This is a genomic window from Streptomyces sp. SP18CS02 (assembly GCF_036322365.1).
Lineage (GTDB): Bacteria > Actinomycetota > Actinomycetes > Streptomycetales > Streptomycetaceae > Streptomyces.
This window is the reverse complement of the sequence record NZ_JAQYXC010000297.1, coordinates 187,128-203,726: the sequence shown is the minus strand read 5'-3', so window position 1 is coordinate 203,726 and position 16,599 is coordinate 187,128. Positions and strand designations below refer to the sequence as shown.

Genomic DNA, 16,599 nt, shown 5'->3' with positions numbered 1-16,599 from the left:
GCGCATCGCCGCGCCGCTCTCTGCCCTGCGCGCGAGTGTGCAGGTCAGAGCCGCCCTCCTGCAGTCTCGAAGGACGTATCGTCATGGCCGCCACCCCCGAAACGCCCGCCCCCGCCACGCCCCGCCGCAAGGCCGGACGCCACCGCGGCGAGGGTCAGTGGGCCGTGGGCCACTTCACGCCCCTCAACGGCAACGAGCAGTTCAAGAAGGACGACGACGGTCTCAATGTGCGGACACGCATTGAGACGATCTACTCCAAGCGCGGCTTCGACTCGATCGACCCCAACGACCTGCGCGGACGCATGCGCTGGTGGGGCCTGTACACCCAGCGCAAGCCCGGGATCGACGGCGGCAAGACGGCGATCCTGGAGCCGGAGGAGCTGGACGACGAGTACTTCATGCTGCGCGTCCGAATCGACGGCGGACGGCTGACCACCGAGCAGCTGCGGGTCATCGGTGAGATCTCGGAGGAGTTCGCGCGGGGCACCGCCGACATCACCGACCGGCAGAACGTGCAGTACCACTGGATCCGGATCGAGGACGTGCCCGAGATCTGGAACCGCCTCGAAGCGGTGGGCCTGTCCACCACCGAGGCGTGCGGCGACACCCCGCGCGTCATCCTCGGCTCGCCGGTCGCCGGCATCGCCGAGGACGAGATCATCGACGGCACGCCCGCGATCGAGGAGATCCACCGCCGCATCATCGGCAACAAGGACTTCTCCAACCTGCCCCGCAAGTTCAAGTCGGCGGTCTCCGGCTCGCCCCTGCTGGACGTGGCGCACGAGATCAACGACATCGCCTTCGTCGGGGTGGACCACCCCGAGCACGGTCCGGGCTTCGACCTGTGGGTCGGCGGCGGGCTGTCCACCAACCCCAAGATCGGCGTGCGGCTGGGCGCCTGGGTGCCGCTGGACGAGGTCCCCGACGTCTACACCGGTGTCATCTCGATCTTCCGCGACTACGGCTACCGCCGGCTGCGCAACCGGGCCCGTCTGAAGTTCCTGGTCGCCGACTGGGGCCCGGAGAAGTTCCGCCGGGTGCTGGAGGACGAGTACCTGGAGCGCGAGCTGGTCGACGGCCCGGCCCCGGCGGTGCCGGTGGAGCAGTGGCGCGACCACGTGGGCGTGCACCGCCAGCAGGACGGCCGGTACTACGTCGGGTTCGCCCCGCGCGTCGGCCGGGTCGACGGAACCACCCTGACGAAGATCGCCGCGGTCGCCGAGGAGCACGGGTCCGGCCGGCTGCGCACCACCGTCGAGCAGAAGATGATCGTCCTCGATGTGGTCGAGGACCAGGTCGAGTCGCTGGTCGCCGCCCTGGAGGCGCTGGATCTGCGGGTCAACCCGTCACCGTTCCGGCGCGGCACCATGGCCTGCACCGGCATCGAGTTCTGCAAGCTGGCGATCGTCGAGACCAAGGCGCGCGGCTCCTCCCTCATCGACGAGCTGGAGCGCCGCATCCCGGACTTCGACCAGCCGATCACCATCAACCTCAACGGCTGCCCCAACGCCTGCGCCCGTATCCAGGTGGCGGACATCGGTCTCAAGGGGCAGCTGGTCCTGGACGACGAGGGCAACCAGGTCGAGGGCTACCAGGTGCACCTGGGCGGCGCCCTGGGCCTGGAGCCCGGTTTCGGCCGCAAGGTGCGCGGGCTGAAGGTCACCGCCGACGAGCTGCCCGACTACGTCGAGCGCGTGCTCACCCGCTTCCAGGCGGAGCGCGAGGAGGGCGAGCGCTTCGCGGTCTGGGCGGCGCGCGCCTCCGAGGAGGCCCTCTCGTGAGCGCCGCACGCGCGGCCGGCGGGCCGCGGACGACCGCGAAAGCCGCACCCCCGCGCCACGCGGGCGGAGAAGCGGACAGGGAGGCGCGGTGAGCGAGCGAGCGGCCCCCTTCTACTGCCCGTACTGCGGGGACGAGGACCTGCGGCCCAACGAGACCGGACACGGCGCATGGGAGTGCGCGGCGTGCAACCGGGCCTTCCAGCTGAAGTTCCTCGGGCTGCTGACCCGCGGGCTCCGGCACAACGACGGCGGAGGGGACGAGATATGACGACGACGCAGACGAAGGAAGAGCTGCGGACGCTCGCCGAGCGGGCGGGCCGGGAGCTGGAGGACGCCTCCGCCCTGGAGATCCTGAAGTGGGCGGCAGACACCTTCGGCGGACGCTTCTGCGTGACCTCCTCCATGGAGGACGCGGTCGTCGCCCACCTCGCCTCCCGGGTCTTCCCCGGCGTCGACGTCGTCTTCCTCGACACCGGCTACCACTTCGAGGAGACCATCGGCACCCGTGACGCGGTCGACGCCGTCATGGACGTCAACGTCATCACGCTGACCCCGCGCCTGACGGTCGCCGAGCAGGACGCCGAGCACGGGCCCCGGCTGCACGACCGCGACCCCGACCTGTGCTGCGCGCTGCGCAAGGTCAAGCCGCTCGAAGAGGGCCTGACGGCGTACGACGCGTGGGCGACGGGGCTGCGCCGCGACGAGTCCCCCACCCGGGCCGGCACCCCGGTCGTCGGCTGGGACGAGAAGCGGCAGAAGGTCAAGATCTCTCCGATCGCCCGCTGGACCCAGGACGACGTGGACGCCTACGTCAGCGAGCACGGCGTCCTCACCAACCCGCTGCTCATGGACGGCTACGCCTCCGTGGGCTGCGCCCCCTGCACCCGCCGCGTGGCGGAGGGCGAGGACGCCCGGGCCGGGCGCTGGGCCGGGCGCTCCAAGACCGAGTGCGGGCTGCACTGATGAACCACGACGACAAGCACAGGGGCAAGAACGTGACTGGGGCCACCATCTGGCTCACCGGGCTGCCGAGCGCCGGCAAGACCACGATCGCGTACGAGCTGGCGGACCGGCTGCGCGACGAGGGCCACCGGGTCGAGCTGCTCGACGGCGACGAGATCCGCGAGTTCCTCTCGGCGGGTCTCGGTTTCAGCCGCGAGGACCGCCACACCAACGTGCAGCGGATCGGCTTCGTCGCCGAGCTGCTCGCGTCGAACGGGGTGAAGGTCCTGGTACCGGTCATCGCCCCGTACGCCGACAGCCGCGAGGCCGTGCGCAAGCGCCACCAGCGGGAGGGAACGCCGTACGTCGAGGTGCACGTCGCCACTCCGGTGGAGGTGTGCTCCGTACGGGATGTGAAGGGGCTGTACGCCAAGCAGGCCGCGGGCGAGATCAGCGGGCTGACGGGCGTCGACGACCCGTACGAGGAGCCGGAATCCCCGGACCTGCGGATCGAGTCCCAGCACCAGACCGTGCAGGAGTCCGCCGCGGCGGTCCACGCGCTGCTCACCGAGAGGGGCCTGTCATGACCAGGAGCGTCAACGTCGTGAACGGCGGTACCGACAGCCCGTTCGCGCTGTCGCACCTGGACTCCCTGGAGTCCGAGGCCGTGCACATCTTCCGCGAGGTGGCGGGTGAGTTCGAGCGTCCGGTGATCCTGTTCTCCGGCGGCAAGGACTCGATCGTCATGCTGCACCTGGCGCTGAAGGCGTTCGCGCCCGCCGCGGTCCCGTTCTCGCTGCTGCACGTCGACACCGGGCACAACTTCCCCGAGGTCATCGAGTACCGGGACCGCACGGTGGAGAAGTACGGTCTGCGGCTGCACGTCGCCTCCGTGCAGGAGTACATCGACGCGGGGAAGCTGCGCGAGCGCCCCGACGGCACCCGCAACCCGCTCCAGACCGTTCCGCTCACCGAGGCGATCCAGCACCACCGCTTCGACGCCGTGTTCGGCGGCGGGCGGCGCGACGAGGAGAAGGCCCGGGCCAAGGAACGGGTGTTCTCCCTGCGCGACGAGTTCTCCCAGTGGGACCCGCGCCGTCAGCGCCCCGAGCTGTGGCAGCTGTACAACGGCCGGCACGCCCCGGGCGAGCACGTCCGGGTCTTCCCGCTGTCCAACTGGACCGAACTGGACGTCTGGCAGTACATCGAGCGCGAGAAGATCGAGCTGCCGGACATCTACTTCGCGCACGAGCGTGAGGTGTTCTCCCGCAACGGCATGTGGCTGACGGCCGGCGACTGGGGCGGCCCCAAGGACACCGAGACGGTCGAGACCCGTCTCATCCGCTACCGCACGGTCGGCGACATGTCCTGCACCGGCGCCGTCGACTCCGACGCCACCACGCTCGACGCCGTGATCACCGAGATCGCCGCCTCCAGGCTCACCGAGCGGGGGGCCACCCGCGCCGACGACAAGATGTCCGAGGCCGCCATGGAAGACCGCAAGCGCGAGGGGTACTTCTAGAGATGTCCACCACCACCGAGCAACTCTCCGGGCTCTCGGCCACCACCCTGCTGCGCTTCGCCACCGCCGGGTCCGTCGACGACGGCAAGTCCACACTGGTGGGCCGGCTGCTGCACGACTCCAAGTCGGTGCTGACCGACCAGCTGGAGGCCGTCGAGCACGCCTCCCGCTCCCGCGGCCAGGAGGCCCCCGACCTGGCGCTGCTCACCGACGGCCTCCGCGCCGAGCGGGAGCAGGGCATCACCATCGACGTCGCCTACCGCTACTTCGCCACTCCCCGGCGCCGGTTCATCCTGGCGGACACCCCCGGGCACGTGCAGTACACCCGCAACATGGTCACGGGCGCCTCGACGGCCGAGCTGGCCGTGGTCCTGGTCGACGCCCGCAACGGAGTCGTCGAGCAGACCCGCCGGCACGCCGCGGTCGCCGCCCTGCTGCGCGTGCCGCACGTGGTGCTGGCCGTGAACAAGATGGACCTCGTCGAGTACGCGGAGCCGGTCTTCGCCCGGATCGCCGAGGAGTTCACGACGTACGCCTCCGAGCTCGGCGTCCCGGAGATCACCGCGATCCCGATCTCCGCGCTGGCCGGCGACAACGTCGTGGAACCGTCCGCGCACATGGACTGGTACGGCGGCCCCACCGTGCTGGAGCACCTGGAGACCGTTCCGGTCAGCCACGACCTCACCGACTGCCCGGCCCGCTTCCCGGTCCAGTACGTGATCCGCCCGCAGACCGCCGAGCACCCCGACTACCGGGGCTACGCCGGCCAGATCGCCTCGGGCGCGCTGCGCGTCGGCGAGGCCGTGACCGTGCTGCCCTCGGGCCGTACGTCGACCATCGCCGGCATCGACGCGCTGGGGAACTCGGTGGACATCGCCTGGGCGCCGCAGTCGGTCACCGTCCGGCTGGCGGACGACGTGGACATCTCCCGCGGTGACCTGATCGCGCCGAGCGCGTCGGCTCCGCGGACCACGCAGGACGTCGAGGCGACCGTCTGCCACGTGGCGGACCAGCCGCTCGCCGTCGGGCAGCGGGTGCTGCTCAAGCACACCACCCGTACGGTCAAGGCGATCGTCAAGGACATTCCGTCCCGGCTCACCCTGGACGACCTGTCCCAGCACCCGGCGCCCGGGCAGCTGGTGGCGAACGACATCGGCCGGGTCGTGGTGCGTACCGCCGAGCCGCTGGCGCTGGACGCCTACGCGGACTCCCGCCGGACCGGCTCGTTCCTGCTCATCGACCCGGCGGACGGCACCACGCTGGCCGCGGGCATGGCGGGTGACTCCTTCGCCTCGGCGAAGGCCGTGACGGCGCAGGACGACGAAGGCTGGGACTTCTGATGATCGACGCCTACGCCACGTTCGCGAAGGAGGGCGGCCGGGTCGGCAGCGGCGCCCTCGGCGCGGGGACCGGGGGGGTCGCGCGATGTGCCCGCTGAACCGCGTCCGCCCGCTTCCGCACCGCCGAAGACACACATCTGCCGACTTCCCGGCCACGCCCCTGACACTCAGGGGGCCGTGAGTACCGGGCCGACGAGAGGACCCCCTCCCGTGCCTGCCTCCTTCCGCACGACCACCGCGCGCCGCGGCCTCGCCGCCGCCGCCGCCCTGCCGCTGTTGATCGGCGCCCTCGCCTCGTGCGGCTACGGCTCCAAGTCCGCGAACGACGAGAAGAAGGTGGCGGCCGAGGGTGAGAAGCTCTCCGCCGACCAGGTGAGGCTCGGGTACTTCCCCAACCTCACCCACGCCACCGCCCTGGTGGGTGACCAGGAAGGCATCATCCAGAAGGAACTGGGCGGCACCGCTCTGAAGGTGTCCACCTTCAACGCCGGCCCGTCCGAGATCGAGGCGCTCAACGCCGACTCGATCGACATCGGCTTCATCGGCCCGTCCCCCGCGATCAACGGCTACGTCAAGTCCAAGGGCAAGAACCTGCGGATCGTCGGCGGATCCGCGTCCGGTGGCGTGAAGCTGGTCGTGAACCCGGACAGGATCAAGACCCTGGACGACCTCAAGGGCAAGAAGATCGCCACCCCGCAGCACGGCAACACCCAGGACGTCGCGTTCCTCAACTGGATCAAGGAGCGGGGCTGGAAGGTCGACGCCCAGAGCGGCAAGGGCGATGTCTCCGTGGTCCGCACCGAGAACAAGATCGCCCCGGACGCCTACAAGTCCGGTTCCATCGACGGGGCGTGGGTCCCCGAGCCGACCGCGTCGAAGCTCGTCAGCGAGGGTGCCAAGGTGCTCCTGGACGAGTCGACGCTGTGGCCGGACAAGAAGTTCGTGATCACGAACATCATCGTGTCGCAGAAGTTCCTCAAGGAGCACCCGGACGTCGTCGAGGCGGTACTGCGCGGTTCGGTGAAGACCAACGCGTGGATCAACGCCAACCCGGAGAAGGCGAAGGACTCGGCCAACGCCAAGCTGGCGGCGCTCACCGGCAAGCCGCTGGGCGACAAGGTGATCGACCCGGCGTGGCCGTCGATCCGGTTCGTGGACGACCCGCTGGCGGCGACGCTCCAGGCGCAGGCCGATCACGCGGTGGCCGCCGGCCTCCTGGAGAAGCCCGACCTGAAGGGCATCTACGACCTGGCGCCGCTCAACAAGGTCCTGAAGGCCGAGGGCAAGCCCGAGGTCGCCGACGCCGGTCTCGGCGTCAAGTAACCCTCGCAGCAGCCCAGATCCCCGTTCCCAGGAGGTGACGACCATGGCCACGACCTTCGCCAAGGCCGAGGACCGTGTCGCGGTGAGCCACGCGGCCCGTATCGAGCACGTCTCGAAGTCCTTCGGCGGTCCGACCGCACAGCAGCTCGTACTGGACGACATATCGCTCGATGTCGCTCCGGGCGAGTTCGTCACCCTCCTGGGGGCCTCGGGGTGCGGCAAGTCCACGCTCCTCAACCTGGTGGCGGGGCTCGACCGGCCGACCGCGGGGTCCATCGACACCCCCGGCGGCCGGCCGGCGCTGATGTTCCAGGAGCACGCGCTGTTCCCGTGGCTGACCGCCGGAAGGAACATCGAGCTGGCGCTGCGGCTGCGCGGCGTGCCGAAGCAGGAGCGGCGGGGCGAGGCGGAGCGGCTGCTGGAGCTGGTACGGCTCGGCGGCGCCTATGGCAAGCGGGTGCACGAGCTGTCCGGTGGTATGCGCCAGCGCGTGGCCCTGGCGCGGGCGCTGGCCCAGGACAGCGACCTGCTGCTGATGGACGAGCCGTTCGCGGCGCTGGACGCGATCACCCGTGACGTGCTGCACGACGAGCTGACGCGCATCTGGAGCGAGACGCGGGTGTCGGTGCTGTTCGTCACGCACAACGTGCGCGAGGCCGTACGGCTGGCCGAGCGGGTGGTGCTGCTGTCCTCCCGGCCGGGGCGGATCGCCCGGGAGTGGACCATCGGCATCCCGCAGCCGCGCCGCATCGAGGACGCCGCCGTCGCGGAACTGTCCCTTGAGATCACCGAAGAACTGCGTGGGGAGATCCGCCGCCATGGCCAGCACTGAGACGACGACCGGGGCCACCGCCGAGACGGCGACCGGGGCCACCGCGAAGACGGACGACCTGGCCGGCCTGGAGGCGGGGCTGGACGCGCTGGACGCGGTGCAGTTGCGCCGGACGCCGGTGCGGGAGGTCCTGGTCAAGAAGGTCCTGCCACCGCTGGTCGCCGTCGCCCTGGTGCTGGCCGTGTGGCAGCTGCTGGTCTGGGCGAAGGTCACCGACGAGTACAAGCTTCCGCCGCCGGCCGCCGTGTGGGACAGCCTTTCCACCATGTGGCTGGAGGGCACGCTCCTGGACGTGCTGTGGACCAGCGTGTCCCGAGCCCTGTTCGGTTTCCTGATGGCACTGGCCATCGGTACGCCGCTGGGGCTGCTGGTGGCCCGGGTGAAGTTCGTCCGGGCGGCGATCGGCCCCATCCTGTCGGGGCTCCAGTCGCTTCCGTCGGTCGCCTGGGTGGCGCCGGCCGTCCTGTGGCTGGGTCTGGACGACTCGATGATGTACGCGGTGATCCTGCTCGGTGCCGTGCCGTCGATCGCCAACGGCCTGGTGTCCGGCGTGGACCAGATCCCGCCGCTGTTCCTGCGGGCCGGCCGGACGCTCGGCGCGACCGGTCTGCGGGGGGCCTGGCACGTCGTGATGCCCGCCGCGCTGCCGGGGTACCTCGCGGGGCTGAAGCAGGGCTGGGCGTTCTCGTGGCGTTCGCTGATGGCCGCCGAGATCATCGCCTCCTCTCCCGAACTGGGCCTGGGGCTCGGGCAACTGCTGGAGAACGGCCGCAACAACATCGACATGCCCGGCATCTTCCTGGCGATCCTGCTGATCCTGCTCGTCGGCATCGCCATCGACCTGTTGATCTTCAGCCCCCTGGAGCGCACGGTCCTGCGCCGTCGCGGTCTCCTCGTCAAGAGCTGAGCGTTCCGTCATGAACCGTCCCGCCCTCCCGTCGCCCGCCACCGCCCTGGCGAGGAAGCGCCTCGCGCCCGTCCTTCTCGTCATCGCCCACGGCAGCCGCGATCCGCGGCACGCCGCGACCGTCCACGCCCTGGTGCGGCGGGCGGGCGGGCTGCGCCCGGACCTGCGGCTGGAGACGGCGTTCCTGGACTTCGACGTCCCGTCCGTCCCCGGTGTCCTGGAGCGTCTCGCGGCGGAGGGGGTGCGCGAGGTGATCGCGCTGCCGCTGTTGCTGACCCGCGCCTTCCACGCCAAGGCGGACATCCCGGCCGTGCTGCGGCAGGCGCCGCCGTCCCTGCGGGTCCGGCAGGCGGAGGTACTCGGGCCGTCGCCGTTGCTGGTGGCGGCGGTGGAGCGACGGTTGTACGAGGCCGGGCTGACGCCCGGCGACAAGCGCTCGACCGGGGTCGTCCTGGCCTCGGCGGGCTCCACGGACCCGGAGGCGATCGCAGTGATCGCTGAAATGGCGCGGGAGCTGCGGCACGCCGGTTGGTGCGCCGTGCGGCCTGCGTTCGCCTCCGCCGTATCCGCCGAGGGCTATGGGCGCACCGAGGACGCGGTGGCGGCCCTGCGGTCACGGGGGGTGGGCCGGGTGGCGGTCGCCCCGTACGTGATCGCCCCCGGTCGTCTGCCGGACCGCATCGTGCGGGGCTCGGAGGAGGCGGACGTGCTGGCCGATGTGCTGGGCCCGGCGCCGGAGCTGGCCCGTCTGCTGCTGGCGCGCTACGACGAGGCGCGCGCCGGGGCGCGCACGGCCCGGCACGCCGCCGCGGCCGCGTAGGGCCGCGGCCCCCGCCGGCGCGGTGCCGTCCCCGGGCCCGCGTCGGACGGGAGGGACTGCGCGGAGGCCCTCGCCCGCGAAGGGGTTCCCCGGCAGGAGGAGAGCAGCCGGTCACGCCCGGTTCCGCGCCACGGCGGGTTGCGGTGGGGGCGGCGCCCGTCGGACCCGGTCCCGCAGGCCGGGCGCACCACGTCCTCGGCGAGCCGCGTGCCGCGCGTGCCCGGGTGGGCGGGCGGCCGGGGCGTCGGGGTGTCGGGGTGTCGGGTGTCGGTGAGGTGATCGCGGCGATCAGCGGGATCCGGGCCCGGCGGCGGCCCGGGGCGCCGGACTCGTGGGGCCCCGCACGCCGCGGCGCCGCGAAGAGCTCGGGCGCGGTGCGGACCGCCGGGTCATCCGGGCGCGGTTCGCCCTGTCCGGAGGTCCGCGACGGCGTCGTCGGCCTCAGCCGTCGGCCATTTCCACCAGCTTGACGACGGTGTTCCAGTTGCGGCTGGTGCCGACGAGGCCCTTCACCAGGGCGGGCCGGCCCAGTGCCTCGGCGAGCCGGGAGCGGCCCAGGCCGTCCGGGGCGTACAGGTACAGCGCCCGGTCACCGAGCCGGAACTCCTCCGGGAGGAAGGCGGGCCGGTCGAGGGCTGCGAACCGGTCCTCGTCGACGGGCGCGGAGAAGAAGGTGACATGGAGCTGTCTGCCCTCCAGCTCGGCGGCGGGGAAGGGGCAGGCGTCGGCGACGGCCCGCAGATAGCCGCCGCTGCGGACCAGGCAGTCGACCCGGAAACCGAAGTGCTTCTCGAGGGCCGCCTCCAGTGCCACGGCCAGCTCGTTCTCGTCGGCGCCGGACCCGCTGGTGAAGACCGCGTTGCCGCTCTGCAGCCAGGTCCGTACGTCGCCGTGCCCGAGCTCGGTCAGCAGCGTGCGCAGCTCCGCCATGGGGACCTTGCGATGACCGCTGACATTGATCCCGCGCAGCAGGGCGGCGTATCTCTTCGGCATGGTCACACCATAGGACGACCGCCGCGCCCCGTGGGGGAGGGCGCGGCGGCCGTCGGACCGGGTGGCCTTCAGGGTGTTACTCGACGACCTTCAGCAGCTTGTTCACCGTGCCCGCGGAGGGGTTGGAGATCTTGTCGGCCGTGGCGCCGTCGGTGAGCGCCTTGGCGACCTGTTCCGGGGTGGCGTCCTGGTGGCCGGCCAGGTAGACCGCGGCGGCGCCGACGACATGGGGTGTCGCCATGGAGGTGCCGGAGATGGTCTTGGTGCCCTCGTCGCTGTCGTTCCAGGTCGAGGTGATGTCGGAGCCCGGGGCGTAGATGTCCACGACGGCGCCGAAGTTGGAGAAGTCGGACTGCTGGTCGTCCTTGGTCGAGGAGGCGACGGTGATGGCCTCCTGGACGCGGGACGGCGAGCCCTGTCCGGCGTCGGCGGACTCGTTGCCGGCGGCGACACCGAAGGTGACGCCGGAGGCTATGGCCTTGCGCACCGCCTCGTCGAGCGCCGGGTCGGCGCCGCCGCCCAGGCTCATGTTGGCGACCGACGGGCCCTGGTGGTTCTTGGTGACCCAGTCGATTCCGGCCACGACCTGTTCGGTGGTGCCCGAACCGTTGTCATCGAGGACGCGCACCGCGACGATCTTCGCCTTCTTGGCCACACCGTGCGCGGTGCCGGCGATGGTTCCGGCGACGTGCGTGCCGTGGCCGTTGCCGTCGTCGGCGTTGCCGTCGTTGTCGACGGCGTCGAATCCGGAGGTGGCCCGGCCCGCGAAGTCCTTGTGCGTGACCCGGACGCCGGTGTCGATGACGTACGCGGTGACGCCCTCGCCCGCGCCGTCCGGGTAGGCGTACGCGGTGTCTCCGGCCGTGTCGGCCTGGTCGATCCGGTCGAGGCCCCAGGACGGCGGGTTCTCCTGGGTGGCGTTGATGGAGAACTTCTTGTTCTGGACGACCTTGTCCACGGCCGGGTCGGCCGCGAGGCGCTTGGCCTCGGTCTGCGAAAGTCCGCTGGCGGAGAAGCCGTTGACGGCCGAGGTGTAGTTACGCTGGAGCTTGCCGCCGTACTCCTCGGCCAGCTCCTTCTTGTCGGCCTTCTCGTCCAGCAGGACGATGTAGCTTCCCGACACGGCGCCCTCGGCGCCGAGTCCGTACACGGTGCCCTCCGCGGGAGCGGGGGCGGCGCCGGCATAGGACGTGCCGAGTGCGGTCACTCCGGCGACGGCCGCTGTGGCCGCCGCGAGCCTGATGCCGCGTGCGCGCTTACGAGTTGCGTGAATTGCCATGAAGAGGGATCTCCTCGTCAGCATTTGTGGGGGGATTCGCACCGGACGGAAGATCTTCCGGGGCTGGTTCGAAACCCTGACCGATTGACGCGCGCAGATCAAGGGCTACATGCACCTGTGACTTACTCAACAAGGTTTCGTAATAAGAAATCGGCCACGCCCGGGCATGCCGGACATCACCCGTCCGGGAGTGGGGCACGAACGGCGGGGGCAGCCGGGGCGGATGGGGTGGGAGCGTGCCCTCCTCCCGTGCCCACGGACGGCACGGAAGGAGCGTGAATGACCCCAACAAGCCGGATTCCGGGGGCAGTACTGTCCTGATACCGACCCTCGGGATACGAATCGCGCCACCGAGGTGGACGAACCGGGCGAGGGGTCCGGCGCGAGCACCGATCGGATGTGTACGGACGAGCGGCGCGGACAGGCGCGGCGTCAGCCGGCCCGACGTCGAGCCGCCGCCCGCGCGATGGGCCGGCGGCGGGTGCGACGTGCCGTCGGTGACCTCACGAGACCTTCGGGAGCTCCGCCTCGATGAGGTCCGCCGCCCGCTTCGTACCGCCCTCGTCGGCCATCGCCAGCTGGATCTCCACCGCCCGCCGGGCCACCTCCGGGTCGTCCGCCAGTTCCAGCACGGCCGTCCGCAGCGCCTGCGCCGTGACCTCGGCCATCGGGAGGTGACGGGCCACGCCGAGGGAGGCCAGCATGTCGGCGTTGCCGAACTGGTCGACGGCCTGCGGGACCGCGACCATCGGCGTGGCGGTGGCCAGGCCCTCCTGGCTGCCGCCGGCGCCCGCGTGGGTGATGAAGGCGTCGGCCTGACGCAGGATCGACCGCTGCGGCACCCAGCTGTGCACCTCGATGTTGGCGGGCACCTCCCCGAGCTCGGCCGGATCGACGTACCGGCCGATCTGGAGGACGACGTGCCAGCCGGGCAGGTCGCCGAACGCCCGCACGCAGGCACGGTAGAACTCCGGCTGCTTGGTGAACGTCGAGCCGAGCGAGACGAGCAGGACGCGCTCCGCTCCCTCCGGGCGCCGCCACTCCTCCCGGTCGCCGGTTTCCGCCTGGCAGGCACCGACAAAGGTGTACGTCGACTCGTCGACGCGGTCGGCATGCGGCTGGAGCGCCCGGGGGATGAGGACGACGCTGCGGCGCGGCCTGCCGACGAACCGGTCGGGATGGACCTCGATGCCGTTCTCGGCGAGCCAGCCGGTGAAGCGGCTGTAGTACGCCCGGCCGCGCTCGGACGCCTTCAGCTCGGCCGTCATCGGCTCGGAGACCTCCTCCTCGTACCCCTCCCAGGCGACCAGGTTCGGGGAGAGCGAGACGGCGGGGACGCCCCAGCGGTGGGCGAGGACCATGGCCGGGTAGGCGGTGATGTCATGGATGACGAGGTCGGGCCGGTCCCCCTCGAACGCCGCCGCCAGCTGGGGCAGCACCTGGATGGCGTCGTCGAGGAACGGCTCCAGATTGTCGATGAGTTCACTCCCCCAGGCCTCCGGGTCGTCGTCCGTCGGGAGCGTCGAGCGGTAGACGACCGGTCGCGCGCCGGTGGCGGCGACCTTGTCCGCAAAGGAGGCGGGAATCGCGTAGCTGACGCGATGTCCACGGGCGACGAGCTCCCGGATGACTTCCAGGCTCGGGTTCACGTGTCCGTGGGCGGCGATGGAGAACATGGCGATGTGGGCACGGTCTGCTGTCGGCATACCGCGACCTTAACGAGACGATACGTCTCGTGCAACCTCTGCCGCGTTCAGCGCTGATAGCGCGCCAGCACCAGGTTCCCGTCCTTCACCAGCCGCCGGGCCAGTTCGTCGGCGTCGATGGCACCGCTGTAGTACTCCTGGAGGGCCGGGGTGGCGACCTTGTCCTTCCACTCCGGATAGCCGCGCACGGACTGCGCGGGAGCGGACCGCAGGCCGCCGGCGAGCGCCGCACCGGTGGCCCAGCCGTCCTCGTCCGTGCGCAGGGACGGATCCTTCAGCGCCTCGGTGCCCGTGGGCAGCATCCAGTCGCCCCGTGCGAGCCGCACCATGTTGCGGGGCTGGAGGAGGAAGTCGATGAACCGCGCGGCCTCCTGCTTGTACGGGCTGTCCTGCGCGATCGACAGGGTCTGCGGGCTCACCCCCTGCGCGGCGCCCTCCGTCCCCGCCGGCGCCGGCAGCACCATCCACTCGAACCCCTCGGGCGCCTGCTGGACGATCTGCTGACGGTAGGAGAAGCCCAGCGGGACCATCGCGTACTTGCCGCCGAAGAAGCCGGGCAGGGTGTCCGAGCCCCCCATCCCGAGCGTGGAGCGGGGCGCGCTGCCGTCCTCGTTGATCTGGGCGCGGACGGTACCGGGGACGACGCCGTCCCCCTCGGTGAAGCGGATCCGCGCCTTGCCGTCGGCGTCCCGGTGGAAGAGGCGTCCACCCGCCGACAGCCCCAGGTTGAGGGAGACGGAGACGGGCTCCTTCAGCGGCCAGGCCACGGCGTACCTCCCCTTCCCCATGGCCGCCGTCAGCTCCTTGGACACCTGGCGGAACTCGGCCCAGCTCCACGGTCGGGCGGGGGTGGGGATCCGGACGCCGGAAGCTTCCAGGACCTTCCTGTTGGCCATGATCACGCGTGGCTCCTGGAGGAACGGCACCCCGTACACGCCCTCGCCGAAGGTGGTGGTCCCCCAGCTCCCCGCGGGGATGTCCCTCTTCAGCCGGGCGGGCAGCAGCCCGCGCAGATCGGCGAGGTACCCGCCGTAGGCGAAGTCGGCCAGGTCGTCGGAGGCGTCGTGGATGACGTCCGGCGCCTCACCGCCCTCGAAGGAGGTGAGCAGCTGGTCGTGGAGGCTGTCCCAGCCGACCTGCACGTAACGCACCTGGACGTCCGGGTGGGCGGCGTTCCACTCCGCCACCAGCTCCTTGTTCGCGTCGACGGACTCCTTCTGCCAGGCCGGCGACTGGAAGCGGAGCTCGATCGTCCGGCCGGAGCGGCGGCCGCGGTCCGCTTCGTCGTCGGTACCGGCCGAACAGCCGGCCGCCATCAGGGCGAGCGCGGCGGCCAGGGCGACCGGCAGGCCAACCCGCATCAGGACTTCACCGCCCCGGCCAGCATGCCGCCCGTGATCCGCTTCTGGATGAGCGCGAAGACGACGAGCGAGGGGAGAGTGGCGAGGAACGCGGCGGCGGCGAGCGGGCCGAGGTCGGCCGCGCCCTCCGCGCCCAGGAAGTGGGTGAGGACGACCGGCAAGGTCTGCTTCTCCGGGGTCTTGAGCAGGACGAGCGCGAAGAAGAACTCGTTCCACGCGGTGATGAAGGCGAAGAGCGCGGTGGCCACGATGCCCGGTGCCAGCAGCGGCGCGGTGACCGAGAAGAGGACGCGGAGCCTGCCCGCGCCGTCGACGGCGGCGGCCTCCTCCAGTTCGGCCGGTACGGCGCGGACGTAGCCGGCCAGCATCCAGAGCGCGAACGGCAGCGACCACACGACGTACACCAGGACCAGGCCGGCCAGGGTGTCGACCAGCTGGAGGTTCTTCAGGACCAAGAAGAGCGGAATGATCACCAGGACGAAGGGGAACGCCTGGCTGACCACGACCCAGCCGGTGGCGGCCCGGGCGAGCCTGCCGCGCCGCCTGGCCATCACATAGGCCAGCGGGGTCGCGACGACGACGGCGATCAGAGCGGCGCCGACGGCCGCGAGCAGGCTGTTGGCGGCCGCCTGGAGCAGCGGCTGCTCGTCGAACGCCTGGCGGAAGTTGGCGAGGGTGGGCTCCCGGGGGATCCAGGTGGGGTGGAGGGAACCCAGCTCGCGGGCCGGCTTGAAGGCGGTGGAGACCAGCCAGAGGAAGGGGAACGCGAGGAAGAGCAGATTCAGCACGAGGGCTGTGTACTGGCAGGCCCGGCCGGCCCGTGCGGGTCCGCCGGCTCGCAGGCCGCTCATCGGTCCTCGCCCCCCTTCAGCCGGCCCACCAGGAAGAGGGCGAGAAGTACGGAGATCACGGCGACCATCACACAGCCCATGGCCGCGGCGTAGCCGAACTGGCCGTAGCGGAAGGCCTCTTCGTAGGCGAAGAGCATCGGGAGGCGGGTGCGGCCACCGGGTCCGCCGCTGGTCAGCACATAGACCAGGGCGAAGGAGTTGAAGTTCCAGATGAGGTTGAGGGCGGTGATGGCGAGGGCGACCGGCCGCAGGGCGGGCCAGGTGACGGTCCGGAAGCGCCGCCAGGCACCCGCGCCGTCCAGGGCCGCGGCCTCGTGCAGTTCCCGCGGGGTGTTCTGGAGCCCCGCCAGCAGGGCGACCGTCGTCTGCGGCATGCCCGCCCAGACGGCGACGACGATCACGGCGGGCAGGGCGGTGGACAGCCCGGTCAGCCAGGCCCGCCCCTCCCCCAGGCCCAGGTCGCGGACGGACTCGTTGAGGATGCCCGCGTCGGGGTTGTAGACGAGCCGCCACATGATGCCGACGACCACCTCCGGCATCGCCCACGGAATGATCGCCAGAGCCCGCGCCAGCCAGCGGAAGCGCAGCTTCTGGTCGAGGAGCAGGGCCAGGCCGAGCGCGAGGAGGAACTGCGGGACGGTCACCCCGACCGCCCACAGAAGGCCGATGCCGAACGAGTCCCAGAAGAGCGTGTCGTGCAGCAGGTCCTGGAAGTTGAGGGTGCCGATCCACTGGGTGGAGCGAGTGCGTCCGGACTGGGCGTCCGTGAAGGCCAGGGCGGCTCCGTAGAGCAGCGGCCCGGCGCTGAGCACCAGGATCGGGATCAGCGCGGGCAGCACCAGGAACCAGGCACCGTGATCGGCCGGCCGCCGGGCCGGCCGGCCGGCCTTCCCCCCGGCCCGCGCCGTTGCGGTCGCCGATGTCACGGAACAGCCCCCTTTG

15 protein-coding genes and 1 pseudogene are annotated in these 16,599 nt (G+C 71.4%); 10 read left to right on the top strand and 6 right to left on the bottom strand.

Features of this window, described 5'->3' with window-relative positions; translation table 11 throughout:
- Positions 1–83: 83 nt before the first annotated feature.
- From PUR26_RS29625 to PUR26_RS29580, 10 genes are all read left to right on the top strand, one after another.
- Positions 84–1,781 carry a nitrite/sulfite reductase gene (locus PUR26_RS29625; protein WP_329877054.1) on the top strand — a complete coding sequence of 566 codons (1,698 nt, stop codon included), beginning with the start codon at positions 84–86 and terminating at the stop codon, positions 1,779–1,781.
- 88 nt (positions 1,782–1,869) lie between these two features.
- Complete coding sequence (locus tag PUR26_RS29620) at positions 1,870–2,049, top strand: hypothetical protein (protein WP_329877052.1); 180 nt, start codon at positions 1,870–1,872, stop codon at positions 2,047–2,049.
- Positions 2,046–2,744 carry a phosphoadenylyl-sulfate reductase gene (locus PUR26_RS29615; RefSeq protein WP_329877050.1) on the top strand — a complete coding sequence of 233 codons (699 nt, stop codon included), beginning with the start codon at positions 2,046–2,048 and terminating at the stop codon, positions 2,742–2,744. Before PUR26_RS29620 ends, PUR26_RS29615 begins: the two co-directional genes overlap by 4 nt.
- Entirely contained in the window at positions 2,744–3,310 is a 567-nt protein-coding gene (gene cysC, locus PUR26_RS29610; protein ID WP_329877048.1) for an adenylyl-sulfate kinase, read from the top strand. The genes PUR26_RS29615 and cysC overlap by 1 nt, the downstream gene beginning before the upstream one ends.
- A complete protein-coding gene (gene cysD / locus PUR26_RS29605; protein ID WP_329877047.1) occupies positions 3,307–4,245 on the top strand; it encodes a sulfate adenylyltransferase subunit CysD in 939 nt (312 codons plus the stop codon). The genes cysC and cysD overlap by 4 nt, the downstream gene beginning before the upstream one ends.
- 2 nt (positions 4,246–4,247) lie before the next feature.
- Positions 4,248–5,585, top strand: coding sequence for a sulfate adenylyltransferase subunit 1 (locus PUR26_RS29600; protein WP_329877045.1), 1,338 nt, complete (start codon positions 4,248–4,250; stop codon positions 5,583–5,585).
- 210 nt (positions 5,586–5,795) lie between these two features.
- Positions 5,796–6,908, top strand: a complete 1,113-nt coding sequence (locus PUR26_RS29595) for an aliphatic sulfonate ABC transporter substrate-binding protein (protein ID WP_329877043.1) — start codon at positions 5,796–5,798, stop codon at positions 6,906–6,908.
- Between the two features lie 43 nt (positions 6,909–6,951).
- Positions 6,952–7,740, top strand: a complete 789-nt coding sequence (locus PUR26_RS29590; RefSeq protein ID WP_329877041.1) for an ABC transporter ATP-binding protein — start codon at positions 6,952–6,954, stop codon at positions 7,738–7,740.
- Positions 7,727–8,647, top strand: coding sequence for an ABC transporter permease (locus PUR26_RS29585; RefSeq protein ID WP_329877039.1), 921 nt, complete (start codon positions 7,727–7,729; stop codon positions 8,645–8,647). The genes PUR26_RS29590 and PUR26_RS29585 overlap by 14 nt, the downstream gene beginning before the upstream one ends.
- 10 nt (positions 8,648–8,657) lie before the next feature.
- Positions 8,658–9,467, top strand: coding sequence for a sirohydrochlorin chelatase (locus PUR26_RS29580; protein ID WP_329877037.1), 810 nt, complete (start codon positions 8,658–8,660; stop codon positions 9,465–9,467).
- A gap of 441 nt (positions 9,468–9,908) precedes the next feature.
- Here the strand turns inward: PUR26_RS29580 and PUR26_RS29575 are convergent, their stop codons facing one another.
- From PUR26_RS29575 to PUR26_RS29550, 6 genes and pseudogenes are all read right to left on the bottom strand, one after another.
- Positions 9,909–10,460 carry a DUF1697 domain-containing protein gene (locus tag PUR26_RS29575; RefSeq protein WP_329877035.1) on the bottom strand — a complete coding sequence of 184 codons (552 nt, stop codon included), beginning with the start codon at positions 10,458–10,460 and terminating at the stop codon, positions 9,909–9,911.
- 76 nt (positions 10,461–10,536) lie between these two features.
- Positions 10,537–11,739 (bottom strand): S8 family peptidase, encoded by a 1,203-nt coding sequence (locus PUR26_RS29570; protein WP_329877033.1) that lies wholly within the window; start codon positions 11,737–11,739, stop codon positions 10,537–10,539.
- A gap of 503 nt (positions 11,740–12,242) precedes the next feature.
- Positions 12,243–13,480: pseudogene (gene mgt / locus PUR26_RS29565) on the bottom strand (macrolide-inactivating glycosyltransferase).
- Between the two features lie 12 nt (positions 13,481–13,492).
- A complete protein-coding gene (locus PUR26_RS29560; RefSeq protein WP_329877029.1) occupies positions 13,493–14,806 on the bottom strand; it encodes an ABC transporter substrate-binding protein in 1,314 nt (437 codons plus the stop codon).
- The gene (locus tag PUR26_RS29555; RefSeq protein WP_329877027.1) at positions 14,806–15,657 is read right to left on the bottom strand and encodes a carbohydrate ABC transporter permease; all 852 of its coding nucleotides are present in this window, start codon (positions 15,655–15,657) and stop codon (positions 14,806–14,808) included. The genes PUR26_RS29560 and PUR26_RS29555 overlap by 1 nt, the downstream gene beginning before the upstream one ends.
- Positions 15,654–16,583 carry a carbohydrate ABC transporter permease gene (locus PUR26_RS29550; RefSeq protein WP_329877025.1) on the bottom strand — a complete coding sequence of 310 codons (930 nt, stop codon included), beginning with the start codon at positions 16,581–16,583 and terminating at the stop codon, positions 15,654–15,656. The genes PUR26_RS29555 and PUR26_RS29550 overlap by 4 nt, the downstream gene beginning before the upstream one ends.
- Positions 16,584–16,599 lie beyond the last annotated feature (16 nt).

Coding starts and splice junctions, on each gene's coding strand:
- PUR26_RS29600 (WP_329877045.1), top strand. CDS start 4,248: ATGTCCACCACCACCGAGCAACTCTCCGGGCTCTCGGCCACCACCCTG.
- cysD (WP_329877047.1), top strand. CDS start 3,307: ATGACCAGGAGCGTCAACGTCGTGAACGGCGGTACCGACAGCCCGTTC.
- cysC (WP_329877048.1), top strand. CDS start 2,744: ATGAACCACGACGACAAGCACAGGGGCAAGAACGTGACTGGGGCCACC.
- PUR26_RS29580 (WP_329877037.1), top strand. CDS start 8,658: ATGAACCGTCCCGCCCTCCCGTCGCCCGCCACCGCCCTGGCGAGGAAG.
- PUR26_RS29575 (WP_329877035.1), bottom strand. CDS start 10,460: ATGCCGAAGAGATACGCCGCCCTGCTGCGCGGGATCAATGTCAGCGGT.
- PUR26_RS29555 (WP_329877027.1), bottom strand. CDS start 15,657: ATGAGCGGCCTGCGAGCCGGCGGACCCGCACGGGCCGGCCGGGCCTGC.
- PUR26_RS29625 (WP_329877054.1), top strand. CDS start 84: ATGGCCGCCACCCCCGAAACGCCCGCCCCCGCCACGCCCCGCCGCAAG.
- PUR26_RS29570 (WP_329877033.1), bottom strand. CDS start 11,739: ATGGCAATTCACGCAACTCGTAAGCGCGCACGCGGCATCAGGCTCGCG.
- PUR26_RS29585 (WP_329877039.1), top strand. CDS start 7,727: ATGGCCAGCACTGAGACGACGACCGGGGCCACCGCCGAGACGGCGACC.
- PUR26_RS29560 (WP_329877029.1), bottom strand. CDS start 14,806: ATGCGGGTTGGCCTGCCGGTCGCCCTGGCCGCCGCGCTCGCCCTGATG.
- PUR26_RS29615 (WP_329877050.1), top strand. CDS start 2,046: ATGACGACGACGCAGACGAAGGAAGAGCTGCGGACGCTCGCCGAGCGG.
- PUR26_RS29590 (WP_329877041.1), top strand. CDS start 6,952: ATGGCCACGACCTTCGCCAAGGCCGAGGACCGTGTCGCGGTGAGCCAC.